Below are 15,075 nucleotides of genomic sequence, written 5' to 3' on the forward strand. Positions count from 1 at the left end.
TAGCCTGTTACAGAGAAAACTAATTGTCACTTTGTGTTCCAGGCTCCAAAAGTGAATCAGAGCCTGACTCATCATCGCTAGCCGCCCATACCGCCGTGCATGCCACCGTGATGGCCACCATTACCATTACCGCACTCATGTACCGTCTGCTGGCCGCCCTGTGTTCCAGTCTCTATGGTAATTGAACCAGAATCTTTAAACATTACAAACGAACCACTGCTGATATCATCGGCGATTGGGTCATCTAAATGGCCTAAACAGCTGTAGCCAACCCGATAGTTTCCGGCTGGCAAGTAGCCCATGGAAAAGTGCCAGTTACCGTCGATGTCCTGCATCATAGGACTTACCGCTGTAGGGGCGGTGAAACTCGCTGGCGGATTGGTTCCCATATCCGCCATTTGGTTTATATTGGTTACCTGTTCTGGGTACAAGTAGGCCAAATGGTTAAATTGGCCTCCCGCTGGGGTCAGATCGGCGTAATCCGTCTCACAATCAGCAATCCATTGGGGGTCTACCTCACCCAACAAGTGGCCCATATGACTATTATCGATGGACCACATGGCTTCATGGCTTAAATTGTATTGTCCCTGCTCCTGAGACAGGCCACGATACAAATCAATTTCCATGGTGATGGCAAGATGCTGCCCAACAACAATCTCAACATCTGAAATGGGCAGCTGTCCATTTTCAACATGCAAACCGTGGCGCCCCTGACCATCTTCAACATAGCAGCCCTGATTACCATCACCCTGATGAATGGTGACATAAGCATCATGGTATTGTCCTGAGGGCAAGTCGATGCTATCGACCATAAGATGGCTATCAATCCCCTGAAAATCAAGTAGATTAAATGCCATATTCTGTAAGTCATGCCTATGGATAACGCCAGAGGCGTCTGTCATGACCAGTTCCCCCATGACCATACCCACATGGGAAACCCCAGCCATAGGTGAATCAGAAATGGCTAAAGAGAATTTACCCGTGGGCAATTCCGGTGCAGTGACAGTGCTATCACCATCACTGCCACAAGCCCCAAGCCAAAAAACCGAGGACAACACCAACACTGTTTTACAAATAGTCATAACGCCCCATTATTGAACCTATAATTTTCCCCAAGCATAGCCCTTTAGTGGTATAAATGCTGATTTTTTAACCGCGAATATGATACAGATCAATATGCAGTGTACGGGTATACGAAGTTGAATGCAGTCACTTGAAAATAAAGAATTTTAATACATACCAGTATATGTACTGGTCATATAAAAAGAATGAAAAACCACTTTTACAGCGTATTTACTCAGCGTCGGTATTACAAAGCAAACAAAAACACCCGTTGCAGAATGATAAATTTACCAACCCACTATATATCTGCTGAGGTTTATTCCGGCGACGGTGCCGATGACTTTATTTTTATCTACTGCTGGTAAGTCGGTGGATTGTGGACAATATTAGCAACAGCGAGCATCATTCATACCCTCATGGTAGCGTTGGTCTTTGCACTAAAACTGTGCTCCGCCACTCACCCTGTGAGCCTAATAACAAGCTGATCCTTTGTCAGCAGTCATATGCAACGAGTGATAAACCCAGCGTCTTTCGATGACCATTGCCATGTACATCGCTATGCTTCTTTGCTTGTTAAATCCTATTTTTGCCTAGAAAGCAAAAGTGGTTTGCCTCACGGGTTATGGTTGGTTCATTGAACAAAACATAGAATAGCCCCATCTTGTTAAGCAAGTCCCATACTATTCTATTAAAAGGCAGCAACCATGAAAGCAATGATCATTAAAGAAATCGGTTCAAGCGACGTTTTTCAATTAGTAGAAAAAGCAAAACCAACATTAAAATCAGGCCACATGGTTGTTGAAGTAAAAGCAACCAGCGTAAACCCACTTGATACTATGCTACGTTCAATTGAACTGCCTTGGTCTGCAAACTTACCCGAAGTATTACACGGTGATGTTGCTGGTATCGTTGTTGAAGTAAGTGAAGATGTAGCAAACTTCAAAATTGGTGACGAAGTTTACGGTATGGCAGGCGGGATTAACGGTGTTGATGGTGCACTAGCAGAGTTTATGTTAGTAGATGCACGTTTAATGGCGCAAAAGCCAAAAACACTAACCATGAAACAAGCGGCGGCATTACCCCTCGTTGCGATCACATCATACGAAGCACTTGTACACAAAATGAACGTACAAGCTGGCGATAAAGTACTTATTCATGGTGCAACGGGTGGCGTCGGTCACATCGCAGTGCAGCTTGCAAAAGTACTGGGCGCCACGGTGACATCAACTCATTCACCAGCGACTGCTGAACTAGCGAAAACAGTCGGTGCAGATAACCTAGTTGATTTCACAGCAGAAACAGTGGCTGACTATGTGCAAGCACACACTGGCGGCAAAGGTTTTGATAAGATCTTTGATACGGTAGCTGGCGAAAATATCCAAAAGTCATTTGAAGCAGCAAAATTCTATGGTCACGTAACAACAATTTTACCCATTGAAAACGTACTGCAAGTGGCCCTTAAAAGCTTATCATTCCACAGTGTATTAATGTTGATCCCACTATGTCACGGCATTAACCATGGATCACACGGCCGTATCTTAACTGAAATTGCAGCACTGGTTGATGCAGGTAAGATCACGCCAATCATTGATAACAGCAATTTTTCTATCTGGGAAGTAGCACAAGCACATGATCACCTAGGATCAGGTAAAGCGGTAGGTAAAATCACCCTAACAGCGTAATTATAATGTAAAGATTCTAAACACCAAAAAGCCTCACAATCTCTAGATAATAGAAGCTGTGGGGCTTTTATATTTCTGTATATTTATAACCAGCTCTTTTTATAACAGGCTTGTGTCTAAAAAGATTAGACTAGGATTCACGCAGTCACAGCTTGAAATACCACGCCAGTGACCTTATCAATCTGCTGTACATTATGGGTTTATTGATCCCATCATTATGAGAGCGTTATTCTAGGCTGCTCATTAATCATGGTGAGTCATAATCGCGAACAATAAACTCATCATTTTCTGCTGCCATCAAGCCTAACAATACTTGGCTTGCTTGTTTAGGAGAGACGGCATGACAAATGGCTGATACCAGCGCAATCCCATCAACCTGGGTAGTCGCTATCTGTCTAATGTTAGCGTCATTTATTCCTCCAATGGCAACCAGAGGCAATCGACTCTCTTTTACCGCATTTGCTAAGCCTTCAATGCCCCACTCTTTAATGATATTTGTCTTCGTTGGCGTCGAAAAAACAGCACTGATCCCAAGGTAATCAACAGGTAAATTTTGTGCTTCATGTAACTGTGCTTCATTTTCAACAGACAAGCCCAATATCATATCAGCGCCAATCAGCTCACGAGCAACAATGGCAGGCATATCCGATTGCCCCAAGTGCACCCCATCGGCCTGAACCGCCAATGCTACATCGACTCGATCATTAATAATCAATGGCACACCACTGCCTTGCAATACCTGTTTGACCGCAGCCGCTCTTTCAATAAACGCGCGTACATTGCCGTGCTTTTCACGTATTTGCACCATAGTAACGCCACCTTTTACCGCCTCAGAGACAACTTGGCATAACGTATCAATGTCTTGCTGATCATCGGTCACTAAATACAGTTTATAAGGGTTATTCATACAGTGTTGCCTATGCATTCACGGTTAATTTTAAACGACGAGTCAGTGTTTCTTCATCTAATAGATAAAGTGCATCCAGCAGGTTCATTTGTAAACTACCTGGACCTGCTGATTTCTCTGCCGCTATTTCACCCGCCACCCCTAAAATCGCCGTTGCTGCTACGCCAGTATCATCACCAATCGCAGCGAAAGCCCCTGTTAATGCCGTATGCGTACAGCCCATTCCAGTCACAAAAGGCATCATCGCGTGACCATTATTCAATTGATACTGCGTATCAAGGGTAACCACATAGTCGGTTTCACCAGAAATAACGACGTTACACCGATACTCTTGCGCCACATACCGCGCAGCACCTAATGCGGAATCACTGCTGTCTAATGCATCAACCCCTTTGCTTTGCGCGTTTTCACCCGCTAATGCGATAATTTCAGACGCATTACCACGAATGATCAGCTTATTCGCGGCATCAGCAATGTGGCGAGCCGTTTGCGTACGAAGTTGACTCGCACCACAGCCAACAGGATCAAGTACCACCACTTTATTATTGGCATTGGCTTGCTCGACGGCAAAATGCATTCGTGGCGTCCAAACACTGTCTAACGTACCAATGTTAATCACTAAGGCACCGGAGAAACTCATCATCTCTGCCATTTCTTGTTGGCTATGCGCCATGATGGGGGATGCACCTAACGCTAATAAGGCATTCGCAGTATTGTTCATCACAACGTAGTTTGTGATATTCACCACCAATGGTTTTGTCTCACGCAGTGTCGCTAATGCTGCAATAATTTTTTGCGTATTCATAACTGTCATGATGCTTTCCTATTTTGTATTTGGTGTGCCCATTTAGGCGCCGTCGAGACCTTGTTGCCAAAATGCGACTTCCATTCGAGTGGCGGTTTTAAAAATATGACATAAACGCTGGCCTCGTTGGCTGTTTATATCAATATCAGCCAGCAGCTCATCCAATTGTGTCATGCTTTTTTGAACACCAGATTGGAACTCTTCTCCACCGTACATCTTGATCCAATTAACGTAGGGGTTACCCTCAAATATCGTGGATTCACTTGCTAATAATTGCGCGCCAATAACAGCATATCCCTTTGAACATGGCGCTAGCGCGGCATATAAATCAATCACATCACCGGACATTCCCGTATCCAATACAAAGCGCGTATACGCCACCGTACCAAAGGCTTCGGGTTCCGCTTCCATCTCAGGCTCTGAAATGGCCCATTCAGCACAATACGTTAAGTGATGGGCTATTTCTGAGTCCAATAACGCTTGCACGCTCGGTAATGCCATCCGCATTTCAGCTAAGGTTCTCGCTTTGTAAATCGCCAAGGCATACGCTCGGGCATATTGCTTTAAAAACAAAAAATCTTGTTTTAAATAATGTAAGAAAGACGAATGAGCTAACTCGCCGACCGCTAATGCCTTCACAAAATAGTGCTCAGTATATTCATTCCATTCACTTTGACACGCTTGAATTAGGTCTTGATGATTCATATTTGTCTCTAACATTAAAAAGGGGGAAGTTGTTTACAAAACGGGTACAAAATCTTGTGCTTTAGGCAGCGTTTTAATGATCTTATGTTGATACATGAATGCAGAAAAACGATCATAGCGTTGTAAATCAACGGCGGCAGGACGCAAAGCAAAGCGCGTTAACGTATCGTTCCATGCTCGCTTATTTAATTCATTATTCAAGGTATCTGGCGCGTAAGAAACGAAGGTTCTCCATGCTTCTTCTGGGTGATTCACAATAAATTGTGTTGCCTTTTCAATTGCATGATTAAACTTCTTTAAAGCTTCGGCATCATAGGTTTTTGCATTCGCCACAAAAACCAGTTCATCATACGATGGTACTCCATGCTCTTCAGGAAAAAAGGATTTTGCTTTATAGCCTTCTAACGCTAATTGATTGGTTTCAAAATTACGTAATCCTCCCCAAATCGCATCAACTTTACCCGACGCTAATGATGACGATAGCGCCCATCCAACATTGATGATTTTTATCTCAGAGAAATCCACACCCTCTGTTTTTAACATGGTGCCAATGGTCGCTTCTTCGTTACCCGCAATCGAGATCCCGACTTTCTTACCTTTTAAATCAGCCAGTGAGTTAATGTTTCCATTATCAAGCACCATTAAGGTATTGAGTGGTGTCGCAATCAGTGTCGCAGAGCGGATCAGTGGCAATCCTGCAGCCACATCGATGGTTAAACTGGTTTGATAGGATATCGCTAAATCGACATTATTAGCGGCCACCAATTTGGCTGGCATACTGGGATCCGCAGGCTCTTGAATGGTAATGTTCAAGCCTTCTTCTTTGAAATAGCCTTTTTGTTGAGCAATCACCACAGGGCCATGATTTGGATTTACAAACCAATCCAACATTAATGTCATCGCTTTATCTTCAGCACTCGCCATCAAGGAGTAACTTGCAATAAGCACAGCCATCGCTCCTTTAATCATGATCTTTTTCATTTGTTTAAATCCCTTACGCTATCAATCTATTTATCGTGTTGCCACGGTATGAGTTTTTGAATCAGTACATCAGTGAGAAAATAAAGGCTGACGGATAAAGCAGCAAGAATGAATAAGGCGGCAAACATTTCATCAATCATCATTCGAGCATTAGCTTGCAGCATTAAATAACCAAGCCCTTCACTTGATCCTACCCACTCCCCCACCACGGCACCAATAGGCGCAACGACCACTGCAACACGGATCCCAGACGCTAATGAAGGTAAGGCAGCAGGCAAGCGAACGTGTTTAAGTAACTGCCATTTTGATGCGCCCATGGTGTGCGCTAAATCGAGGTAACCGGTTGGAGTATTACGTAAACCGTCGTAACAACAAGTTGTCACCGGAAAGAAGATAATCAGCGCCGCCATCACGATTTTTGACGCAATGCCGTAACCTAACCACAGCATTAAAATCGGGGCGATAGCAAATACAGGAATGGCTTGGCTCGCAATTAAAATAGGCAATAACCAACGTCGAAGTGGGTCAAACAGCAGCATTTGGAGTGCAAACAATAACCCCATAGAAAGGCCCAAACCAAGACCAAGAATAATCTCTTGCGCGGTGATCCATGAATGGAATAACAACACATCGTAACGCTGTATTAGTTTTTCAAACACCGCTATCGGACTCGGAAAAATGAAACTGGGCAACGCGAAAATCATAATAACAAACTGCCATATCGCCAGTATTACAGCAGCACTGACGATGATTCTTCCTATCGATTTAGCGCTTTTCGGTAACGCTTTTGGCTCTGCCCTCTCCGTTTGTAACACAATCGTTTGAGATGCAATGTGGTTGTCGGAGTGCTCATGATTGATTGAAAGTAGCTTAGACATAGTCAACCTCCAACGTATCAATGATCTGTTGCTGAAGAATCGCTAGCTCCGCATCAAATTTTCGTGGAATGGTTGAGTTTGGCACCGGTAAAAGCACCGCTGAGGCTGGTTGACCTTGCATGATATAAATCGCATCACTTAATCTAAGTGCTTCTTGCGGATCATGCGTGATGAGTAATACGGTTTTACCCGCCAAGACTTGGACTGCAAGCGCTTGCAGTCGATGGCGAGTAACCGCATCTAACGCAGAAAAGGGCTCATCCATTAATACCATCGGCTTGTCTTGCATTAACGTTCTTGCTAACGCCACACGCTGACGCATTCCTCCAGACAGTTGCACGGGCATACTCTGTTCATGCCCTTTTAATCCAACACGCTCTAGCAATTCAATCGCGCGGGCTTGATTGGCATTAAATTGAGTGTTCACCGAAAATTTGTGAGCAAAACAGACGTTATCAAGTACGTTTAACCACGGCATCAATAGATCTTGTTGCGCCATGTAAGCAATGTTGCCTTCTAAGCATTCTCCCCCATCAATGTGAATGTCACCCGACCACATCACTTTATCTGTCAATAAACCTGCCATATAACGCAAAATTGAAGTTTTACCACAACCACTTTTACCCAATATCGCCGTCCACTTTCCTGCAGCGATGGACATGTTTAAACCCGACATAATGGCCGCTGCGCTGTCTTTGTATTGCAAAGTGCCATTTGAGATAACTGCACCGAGGCTGTTATTACATGGCTCTAGCTTCATTACGACTGCCCTTGAGTGTTTAAGACAAAAAAGTGATTCACGGGCCCATGTCCTTGTCCAATATTCAACTCATCAGCATGGGCAATCGCTTGAGTAATGTAGTATTTGCCCCGTTTTACCGCCGCTGATAATTCATGCCCTTGAGCTAAGTAAGAGGCGATTGCAGAAGATAAGGTGCAACCTGTTCCGTGTGTATTGCGAGTTTTAATCCGCTCCGTTGATAAACGCTCAACATTGTCGGCAAGGATCAGTAAATCAGTGCTGTTGTCATCGGTTTCTAGGTGGCCACCCTTTAGCAAAACAGATTTAGCGCCTAATTGACGAAGTTCGTCGATCATAGCAATCATTTCATCTTCGTTTTTGGGGACTGAGCAGCCAATTAGCGCAGCGGCTTCTGGCAAATTAGGGGTAATGACATCAGCCAGAGGGAGCAGTTCCGATTTAAGGCTATCAATGGCAGAGGAGTGGAGAAGAAGATCACCGCTGGTTGCGACCATGACGGGATCAACTACGAGATATTTAGGGGTGTACTGTTTAATTTTTTTAGCGACAGAACGAATGATATTTGAATCACTTAACATGCCAATTTTTACGGCAATCACATTGAGATCCGAAAATACGGCATCAAGTTGTTGCTCGACAAACTCTGCATTGATCGGGTAAATACCCGTAACCGCTTGTGTATTTTGTGCCGTTAATGCCGTAATAACAGAGCATGCATAACAGCCAGTCGCTGAAATGGCTTTAATGTCGGCTTGAATACCGGCACCACCACCGCTGTCTGAACCGGCAATGGTCAATACAATAGGAGTCGTAACGAATGGAGTTAAAGATGCTGTGGTGACTAATGAAGACATATTTATTTCCCTAACTAACAGTCAGGAAAAAACAGTCGTGTGAGAATAAATGCGCCAAAAGGTGCTATCTCAGCAAAAGAAACGGATCAGGAAGAACGCCTCAAATGACCATTAGTTCCCTACGTCAGTATTAACTGAATCAGGTTCAACGGGTTCATTTTATGATCTCAGCCTATTGGCTCCCCGACTAATCACCACACACTATCATTAATCGATTTGTAAAGAGCATGCTTTTTGATGAGAATGCTAACTGAGTTAACTAATTATCATCTTATGCATTCGATTTGGATACTAATTAAACAATATTTCTGCGCAGTTAAGAAAGCTTTGACGCTTCGTCAACTTGCCATGCCAAATAAGACATTCCCACCCTTGGCGGCCAGATTTAGGAGGTACGAGTCCAAGAATGGACGAAGGTAGAATAATGCAGGAGCAATTACCGAGGATGCCAGAGCCGAGAATAACGATTAGCTTCAATCTCCCCATCTTGCCTATAGGGTTTTAATTCCCGCTGAATGCTCAAACTTTTAATGCAACGGGTATTACATAAGAAAATATCGGATTAGTTAAACTGAATATATTATGAATCAGTAACGGCTCTTACCAGCATTGGGGAATGTGAGTTAGTGCAAATGCCTGATGGGTGTACGAAGCGGCTATAAACGAAAAAAGCCTCATCTTTCGATGAGGCTTTCGTCTTTATGCTGGCGGAGTGGACGAGACTCGAACTCGCGACCCCCGGCGTGACAGGCCGGTATTCTAACCAACTGAACTACCACTCCTAACTCTTATAAAAACTAACTAAATTAGCCTTTATACTATTTATTATGTCACTAATAAATAGTTTGAAACTTGACACTAAATTGGCGGAGTGGACGAGACTCGAACTCGCGACCCCCGGCGTGACAGGCCGGTATTCTAACCAACTGAACTACCACTCCTAAACTCTTATAAAAACTAACTAAAGATTAGCTTTTATTCTATTCATTATGTCACTAACAAATAGCTTTAAATTTAGCACTTGATTGGCGGAGCGGACGAGACTCGAACTCGCGACCCCCGGCGTGACAGGCCGGTATTCTAACCAACTGAACTACCGCTCCACATCAAGTGCGATGAATAATACGTAGACTGCCAAACTCAGTCAATCATTTTTTGCGTCAACCATGACTAACCAGCTAAAAAATGACCAATCCCGATATTCAACGCTTTGCAACGGCTGTCGCGGTGGTTAATTATCCAGCTTTTGGATCATCGAAATCTTCAGGCATCGATAAATCAATCTCGTCCAACGCTAATGTCATTTTCTGTTGCTGACTTTCTTTATCCATTCTCGCCTGCGTCGCAGCGAGTGCTTTCTTTAAGTTACTGCGTTTACGAACAAACAACAAAACCAATATGCCTAAAATAAACAACACCGTATTCACGGTTATCAGCCAAAACACCGCTTCTTCTTTTGCTGTGCTTTCAGCTTTTTGAGCTTGGAGATCTGCTTTAGCGGCGAGTTCTTCAGCTGACGGTGGTGGTTCTGGCGGTTTAATAAAATTAAAAAACAGTTCCGGTAACGTCAAGTAGATCTCTCGGCCGTTTTGGGTGGTGCTGACCGCCGTGAGCTTTATTCTATAGCTGCCAAAGTCATTCACCTTGCGTAGGCTATACAAGGTCTCGGGGCTATTTATCTCGGAAACCGTGACTTGAAGACGCATTCCCGCAGGCCCTACGATTTCAGCTTCAACATGAGTCTCAGCCAAAACCAGTTCATTTTCATCTACATTGATCCGCAGATCCCACTCACCTGAATCGAGGTTTTGTGGGGCAACAATATCGACAGCAATGGGTCGAGTTGACAACCTAAAGGGCTCAGAATACTTACGTTCAAGCACCGCATTTTTAGCCATCACTTGCAGTGTGTAGCTGCCCCAAGCCTGGTTTAGATTCAGTTTACTGGTGAATACACCGTCATCGGGTCGCTCGTCTAATGACTCGCCATTATCGCGATAGGTCCCCACGATAACGCTACCGGCTGCAAAGTTTTCATCGGCTGGATTATTATCACTGATAAATTTTGCCGTCCAGCTCATTAAGTAATCTAACCCGGGTAGGCGTACCTTTTGCTCGTCACCTATCAAGCGGGCGGTGAGTTTTAAGCGCTCGCCTTGGTACAGCGGCTGTGGGATCGGATCTACATCAATGGACAGCACTGACACTTTATCGATGACAGAACCTTCAACCACCTTACCGATTAACTGCCAGGGGCCTGGCATTGGGTCTTTGATAGTGATCATGTCGCCAGTTAGGCCATCCATCCATTTAACATGCTCAGGATGACGACTGATATACCATTTACTGCCGTCAGGTTGCACGATAATAACCGGTGAGCTGCCGTATTCACGATGGATAAGTAGCGTGACACTGTCGACCATATGGTCAATTCTAAATCGATTTTTTAACTCTGATGCCTGCGATGAAAGCATCACTTCGGCGACGGCACAATGAGTTATCATTAGCCCCAAATATGCCATCACCACACAAGTTGTTACGCGTTTAATCATAGAATGAGGTCTATCCTCGCCAAATACACTGTCCAGATTTAGCAACTAAATCGAGTCGCTCTTCATGTCTAGTTAGTTCATCGGCCGTTGCGCTGATCACTTTAAGTATTGCGCGGTCTCTAGGCAGTTTATTTATACCTCCGCCTTCTTGCCCTGCTTTCTCACTCGATAGGTTAAAGTTTGTTTGCCCACCAGTCATGATGAGGTAAACGTCAGCTAAGATCTCAGCATCGAGCAATGCGCCATGGAGATCGCGACGTGAGTTATCAATGCCATAACGCTTACACAGAATATCCAGGTTATTCTTCTGACCTGGATGCAGGTGCTTTGCTATCGCAAGTGAATCGAGAATTTGACAGATATTTGCGGTTTTAGGCCCAACAGGCTGTAACATCGAAAACTCATGGTCCATAAAGCTAACGTCAAAGCTGGCGTTATGGGCCACAATTTCAGCACCATCAATAAACTCAATAAAGCTTTTGGCTATTTGATGAAATTTGGGTTTATCCGCCACAAACTCATTGGTGATCCCGTGAACCTCAATGGCCTCTGGGTCGATAGGCTGTAACGGATTAATATACTCGTGGTAATGTCGACCCGTTAACTTGCGGTTAATGACTTCAACACAACCAATTTCAATAATTCGGTGACCAAGATGAATGGCACCACTGGATTGGTTCATACCTGTCGTTTCGGTATCAAGAATAATCTGACGTTTAGCGCTTGAAATAATATTCATGTGAATTAATGCATTTCTCAGTTAAATTTTTTGGGTATACTCGCCCAGCACTTTAGCTATGGTACCAACTTGATGACTGGACTGAAACAGATCTCTATCTTTACCGACGGTTCTTGCTTAGGCAACCCTGGACCTGGCGGCTACGGCATTGTAATGAAGTATAAAAAGCAGACCAACGAACTCGCCGATGGTTTTGCGCTAACAACGAACAACCGCATGGAGATGCTCGCGCCTATTGTGGCATTAGAAGCATTAAAAGTCCCCTGCCAAGTGATCCTAACGAGCGATAGCCAATATATGCGCCAAGGGATCACACAGTGGATCCATGGCTGGAAACGCAATGGGTGGGTCACTTCAGCCAAGCAACCGGTAAAGAATGTCGATTTGTGGCAACGTCTCGATACGGTGTCGCAATTGCACAAAATCGACTGGCGTTGGGTTAAAGGGCATGCTGGCCATATCGAAAATGAACGTTGTGATGACTTAGCCCGTGAAGCTGCTGAGAAAAAACCAACTCAAGAAGACAGTGGCTACTTAGCACAACAAGCTTAACGGCGACTCAGTTATAAAAACTAACTATCAATGTTTAAAAAATCTTGGCAAAAAGTGGTGAACGCGCTGCCAATTGCGCTGAATTTCCGGCTTTTATGATGGATCCGATAAAATTTTCGCTCAAGCAACAGCCCATCGACATGGATAACAGCGAGCTCTTTACGGCTGATCTCTTTTTCAAGGGTTAACTCTGAGAGCACACCAAGCCCCGCCCCCTGATTCACGGCTTGTTTAATTGCATCAGGCGTTGAGAACCTAAACTTTTCTTGTGGCTGCATATCAAGCATGTTGGCTGCATTGACAAAACAATCACGGGTGCCTGAGCCCTCTTCTCTCATCACCCAAGACTGACTGGCTAATTCATGCGGGCTCACTGTTTTCCCCGCCAGAGGATGCTCTGGCTGGCAAAAAATCAATAAACGGTCTTTATGCCAAGCTTCAACGGTAATACGGCTATCGAGACACTGCCCTTCAATAAAGCCCATTTCACTTCTAAATTCGAGCACCGCATTAATCACCGCTTGGGTATTATCAATATCAACGTTAACCATTGTGTTGGTATGCTGCAGACAAAAAGCCACTGCACTTTTTGCTAATAAATAGTTGCCAATGGTTGAACTAGCACTGACATTAAGGTCACCGCCTAACTCAGTGCCTGCAGGAGAAAATGCATTTTCTATCTGATCTATTTTGTGTAGCGCATCGGTTGCCAGTGGCAGTAGCATACTGCCTTGTGAGTTTAGTTGCAGTCGATTACCAATCCGCTCAAACAGTCGAGTATCCAGTTGCTTCTCTAGCTCTGATAGTGCCATTGATGCTGCGGGAGAGGACAAGTTAACGATTTCAGCCGCTTTAGCCACTTGGCCACTGCGGGCTACAGCTTCAAAAATAGCGAGTTGTTTCAAAGTAATACGCATTAATAGTCTTAACCATTCATTTGGTTGATTGAGAAGTATGGCCTGTTCGACCCGCACTCGGTGCTGTCGACCAATTGGGTTGCTTAACTTTTCGCTTTGATCTCATTGGAGTGAGCGGTGTTTCTAGCTTTCTTGCTACCAAAACATAAAGGCTGCCGGTACTCGGTAACCAGGATTTTAAAGCATGAGACCAAATACTGTCACTTTTAACTTCATTTAACAGGTGATGGTGCAGGAGTCGCTCGTCGGCAACCACTTGATAACCTAGAAGACCAAGCCAATCTTTAACGCGAGAAGGCATGAAAAAGCGGCCATTCCAGGGGATCTCTTGTTGATGCTTTGGTAGCACTTTACCCAAGAACATTGAACTTAACGGATTAAACCCAACAATAATCAAATAGCCGCCCGAAATGAGGACTCGGTCGACTTCGCGAAGTAACCGATATGGATCTGCCTCAAACTCAAGAAGAAAGTTCATCACCACAGCATCGACACACGCATTTTGAATGGGCAATTGACTATAATCAGCCACAATATCGGCTTCAGGTTCATCAAAAAGCGAATACTGGCAACTAACGCCGACACCGGTTTTATCCAGCTTGGCACTGAGCGGCCCTAGGCTTAGCATATAATAGCCAAACACCCTCGGCCACCATGGAAACAACGCCTCTTCTATACTTTCACGTATCACGGCACCGTTTGGTAATTCTGACCAATGATAAGGTTTTAGCGGAATACCTGTATGAGTCAAAGCAATCTCCTGATCGGCTGAAGCTCTACTTTAATGACGAAAGCGGTATACAAGCAATAGCTTTGATAAGTAAACTTGTTTTAACGCTCAAATTATCGGGATTTACTATGTTAACAGTCACTCCATTACCCGCTTTTGATGACAATTATATCTGGGCACTGCAAGTTGCTCATATCCACGGTGCCTATGTCGTTGATCCCGGTGATGCTAATGTCGTTATCGATTTTCTTGATCAGGCCCAGATGCCTTTACTGGGTGTACTGATAACGCATCACCACCATGATCATACCGGTGGTATTGCTAAACTCCTTAGTCATTATGGCAGTAACACCCCTGTTTATGGACCTTTGAAGGAGAATATTGAAGGTGTGAATCAGCCCGTTAGTGCGACTAAAAACCTGCAGCTACACAATATTGAGCTAAACGCAGAGGTCATTGAAGTACCAGGGCACACCTTAGGCCATGTTGCTTATTTGATTGAAGATGTCTTATTTTGCGGTGATACTTTATTCAGTGCTGGTTGTGGCCGCTTGTTCGAGGGCTCGCCGGAGCAAATGTTAGCCTCGCTAACGCAGTTAAGTAATATCGTCGATAGCACCAAAGTTTGTTGTACTCACGAGTACACCCTCGCTAACCTCGCCTTTGCCAATGCCGTCGACCCCAGCAATGAACAGCTGCGACAATACACCGAGCAAGCACAACAGTTGAGAGCAACTAACACCCCGACGTTACCGTCATCTATCGCCCTAGAAAAAGCGATAAACCCATTTTTACGCAGCCATACCGAAGAAATACGCAATTCTTTAGCTGATAAATTCCAACAACCTATAATCGATAATGTGAAAAGCTTTGCACTTCTGCGCCAATGGAAAGACAATTTCTAAAAAATACTCTATCATAACTCGCTAATCCAGCGCCACCAAGCCA

General features: G+C 44.4%; 15 protein-coding genes, 3 tRNA genes and 1 riboswitch. Of the genes, 3 read left to right on the forward strand and 15 right to left on the reverse strand.

Features of this window, described 5'->3' with window-relative positions; genetic code table 11:
• Positions 1–77: 77 nt before the first annotated feature.
• A complete protein-coding gene (locus tag CXF86_RS07105) occupies positions 78–1,082 on the reverse strand; it encodes a DUF4382 domain-containing protein (protein ID WP_102038668.1) in 1,005 nt (334 codons plus the stop codon).
• A gap of 684 nt (positions 1,083–1,766) precedes the next feature.
• Here CXF86_RS07105 and CXF86_RS07115 point away from each other — a divergent pair.
• Positions 1,767–2,744 carry a zinc-dependent alcohol dehydrogenase family protein gene (locus tag CXF86_RS07115; protein WP_102038669.1) on the forward strand — a complete coding sequence of 326 codons (978 nt, stop codon included), beginning with the start codon at positions 1,767–1,769 and terminating at the stop codon, positions 2,742–2,744.
• A 247-nt stretch (positions 2,745–2,991) separates the two neighbouring features.
• On the opposite strand, the gene thiE is transcribed toward CXF86_RS07115, so the two are convergent.
• The 12 genes from thiE to dnaQ all read right to left on the reverse strand — a co-directional run bounded on the left by thiE (position 2,992) and on the right by dnaQ (position 11,928).
• Positions 2,992–3,651, reverse strand: a complete 660-nt coding sequence (gene thiE, locus CXF86_RS07120) for a thiamine phosphate synthase (RefSeq protein ID WP_101091876.1) — start codon at positions 3,649–3,651, stop codon at positions 2,992–2,994.
• Positions 3,652–3,661: 10 nt separating this feature from the next.
• Positions 3,662–4,465, reverse strand: coding sequence for a hydroxyethylthiazole kinase (gene thiM, locus CXF86_RS07125; protein ID WP_102038670.1), 804 nt, complete (start codon positions 4,463–4,465; stop codon positions 3,662–3,664).
• 33 nt (positions 4,466–4,498) lie between these two features.
• The gene (gene tenA, locus CXF86_RS07130; RefSeq protein WP_102038671.1) at positions 4,499–5,161 is read right to left on the reverse strand and encodes a thiaminase II; all 663 of its coding nucleotides are present in this window, start codon (positions 5,159–5,161) and stop codon (positions 4,499–4,501) included.
• Between the two features lie 33 nt (positions 5,162–5,194).
• Positions 5,195–6,142, reverse strand: coding sequence for an ABC transporter substrate-binding protein (locus CXF86_RS07135; protein ID WP_101091873.1), 948 nt, complete (start codon positions 6,140–6,142; stop codon positions 5,195–5,197).
• Between the two features lie 26 nt (positions 6,143–6,168).
• On the reverse strand, positions 6,169–7,020 hold the full coding sequence (locus tag CXF86_RS07140) for an ABC transporter permease (RefSeq protein WP_102038672.1): 852 nt from the start codon (positions 7,018–7,020) through the stop codon (positions 6,169–6,171).
• Positions 7,013–7,780: an ABC transporter ATP-binding protein gene (locus CXF86_RS07145; RefSeq protein ID WP_102038673.1), complete on the reverse strand. Its 768-nt coding sequence runs from the start codon at positions 7,778–7,780 to the stop codon at positions 7,013–7,015. Before CXF86_RS07145 ends, CXF86_RS07140 begins: the two co-directional genes overlap by 8 nt.
• A complete protein-coding gene (thiD, locus tag CXF86_RS07150) occupies positions 7,780–8,637 on the reverse strand; it encodes a bifunctional hydroxymethylpyrimidine kinase/phosphomethylpyrimidine kinase (RefSeq protein WP_102038674.1) in 858 nt (285 codons plus the stop codon). Before thiD ends, CXF86_RS07145 begins: the two co-directional genes overlap by 1 nt.
• Before the next feature lie 99 nt (positions 8,638–8,736).
• Positions 8,737–8,833, reverse strand: a riboswitch (TPP riboswitch).
• A 509-nt stretch (positions 8,834–9,342) separates the two neighbouring features.
• Positions 9,343–9,419, reverse strand: a tRNA-Asp gene (locus CXF86_RS07155).
• Between the two features lie 82 nt (positions 9,420–9,501).
• Positions 9,502–9,578, reverse strand: a tRNA-Asp gene (locus CXF86_RS07160).
• Positions 9,579–9,663: 85 nt separating this feature from the next.
• Positions 9,664–9,740 (reverse strand) — tRNA-Asp (locus CXF86_RS07165).
• Positions 9,741–9,872: 132 nt separating this feature from the next.
• A complete protein-coding gene (locus tag CXF86_RS07170; RefSeq protein WP_101091870.1) occupies positions 9,873–11,189 on the reverse strand; it encodes a TIGR03503 family protein in 1,317 nt (438 codons plus the stop codon).
• Between the two features lie 10 nt (positions 11,190–11,199).
• On the reverse strand, positions 11,200–11,928 hold the full coding sequence (gene dnaQ, locus CXF86_RS07175; RefSeq protein ID WP_101091869.1) for a DNA polymerase III subunit epsilon: 729 nt from the start codon (positions 11,926–11,928) through the stop codon (positions 11,200–11,202).
• Positions 11,929–12,000: 72 nt separating this feature from the next.
• On the opposite strand from dnaQ, the gene rnhA reads away from it, so the two are divergent.
• Positions 12,001–12,480: a ribonuclease HI gene (gene rnhA / locus CXF86_RS07180; RefSeq protein ID WP_101091868.1), complete on the forward strand. Its 480-nt coding sequence runs from the start codon at positions 12,001–12,003 to the stop codon at positions 12,478–12,480.
• A gap of 20 nt (positions 12,481–12,500) precedes the next feature.
• Here the strand turns inward: rnhA and CXF86_RS07185 are convergent, their stop codons facing one another.
• Both CXF86_RS07185 and CXF86_RS07190 read right to left on the reverse strand, forming a co-directional pair.
• Entirely contained in the window at positions 12,501–13,397 is an 897-nt protein-coding gene (locus CXF86_RS07185) for a LysR substrate-binding domain-containing protein (protein ID WP_102038675.1), read from the reverse strand.
• A 16-nt stretch (positions 13,398–13,413) separates the two neighbouring features.
• The gene (locus CXF86_RS07190; protein WP_101091866.1) at positions 13,414–14,148 is read right to left on the reverse strand and encodes a class I SAM-dependent methyltransferase; all 735 of its coding nucleotides are present in this window, start codon (positions 14,146–14,148) and stop codon (positions 13,414–13,416) included.
• A gap of 107 nt (positions 14,149–14,255) precedes the next feature.
• Between CXF86_RS07190 and gloB the strand changes: the two genes are divergently transcribed.
• Positions 14,256–15,032, forward strand: coding sequence for a hydroxyacylglutathione hydrolase (gene gloB / locus CXF86_RS07195; RefSeq protein WP_102038676.1), 777 nt, complete (start codon positions 14,256–14,258; stop codon positions 15,030–15,032).
• The last annotated feature ends 43 nt before the right edge of the window (positions 15,033–15,075 follow it).

The sequence above is a fragment of the Shewanella sp. GutCb genome, assembly GCF_002836135.1.
Classification (GTDB): Bacteria; Pseudomonadota; Gammaproteobacteria; order Enterobacterales; family Shewanellaceae; genus Shewanella.

Excerpts from the sequence above, each read along its gene's own strand:
- CXF86_RS07105 (WP_102038668.1), bottom strand. The coding sequence starts at position 1,082 with ATGACTATTTGTAAAACAGTGTTGGTGTTGTCCTCGGTTTTTTGGCTT.
- CXF86_RS07115 (WP_102038669.1), top strand. The coding sequence starts at position 1,767 with ATGAAAGCAATGATCATTAAAGAAATCGGTTCAAGCGACGTTTTTCAA.
- thiE (WP_101091876.1), bottom strand. The coding sequence starts at position 3,651 with ATGAATAACCCTTATAAACTGTATTTAGTGACCGATGATCAGCAAGAC.
- thiM (WP_102038670.1), bottom strand. The coding sequence starts at position 4,465 with ATGACAGTTATGAATACGCAAAAAATTATTGCAGCATTAGCGACACTG.
- tenA (WP_102038671.1), bottom strand. The coding sequence starts at position 5,161 with ATGAATCATCAAGACCTAATTCAAGCGTGTCAAAGTGAATGGAATGAA.
- CXF86_RS07135 (WP_101091873.1), bottom strand. The coding sequence starts at position 6,142 with ATGAAAAAGATCATGATTAAAGGAGCGATGGCTGTGCTTATTGCAAGT.
- CXF86_RS07140 (WP_102038672.1), bottom strand. The coding sequence starts at position 7,020 with ATGTCTAAGCTACTTTCAATCAATCATGAGCACTCCGACAACCACATT.
- CXF86_RS07145 (WP_102038673.1), bottom strand. The coding sequence starts at position 7,780 with ATGAAGCTAGAGCCATGTAATAACAGCCTCGGTGCAGTTATCTCAAAT.
- thiD (WP_102038674.1), bottom strand. The coding sequence starts at position 8,637 with ATGTCTTCATTAGTCACCACAGCATCTTTAACTCCATTCGTTACGACT.
- CXF86_RS07170 (WP_101091870.1), bottom strand. The coding sequence starts at position 11,189 with ATGATTAAACGCGTAACAACTTGTGTGGTGATGGCATATTTGGGGCTA.
- dnaQ (WP_101091869.1), bottom strand. The coding sequence starts at position 11,928 with ATGAATATTATTTCAAGCGCTAAACGTCAGATTATTCTTGATACCGAA.
- rnhA (WP_101091868.1), top strand. The coding sequence starts at position 12,001 with ATGACTGGACTGAAACAGATCTCTATCTTTACCGACGGTTCTTGCTTA.
- CXF86_RS07185 (WP_102038675.1), bottom strand. The coding sequence starts at position 13,397 with ATGCGTATTACTTTGAAACAACTCGCTATTTTTGAAGCTGTAGCCCGC.
- gloB (WP_102038676.1), top strand. The coding sequence starts at position 14,256 with ATGTTAACAGTCACTCCATTACCCGCTTTTGATGACAATTATATCTGG.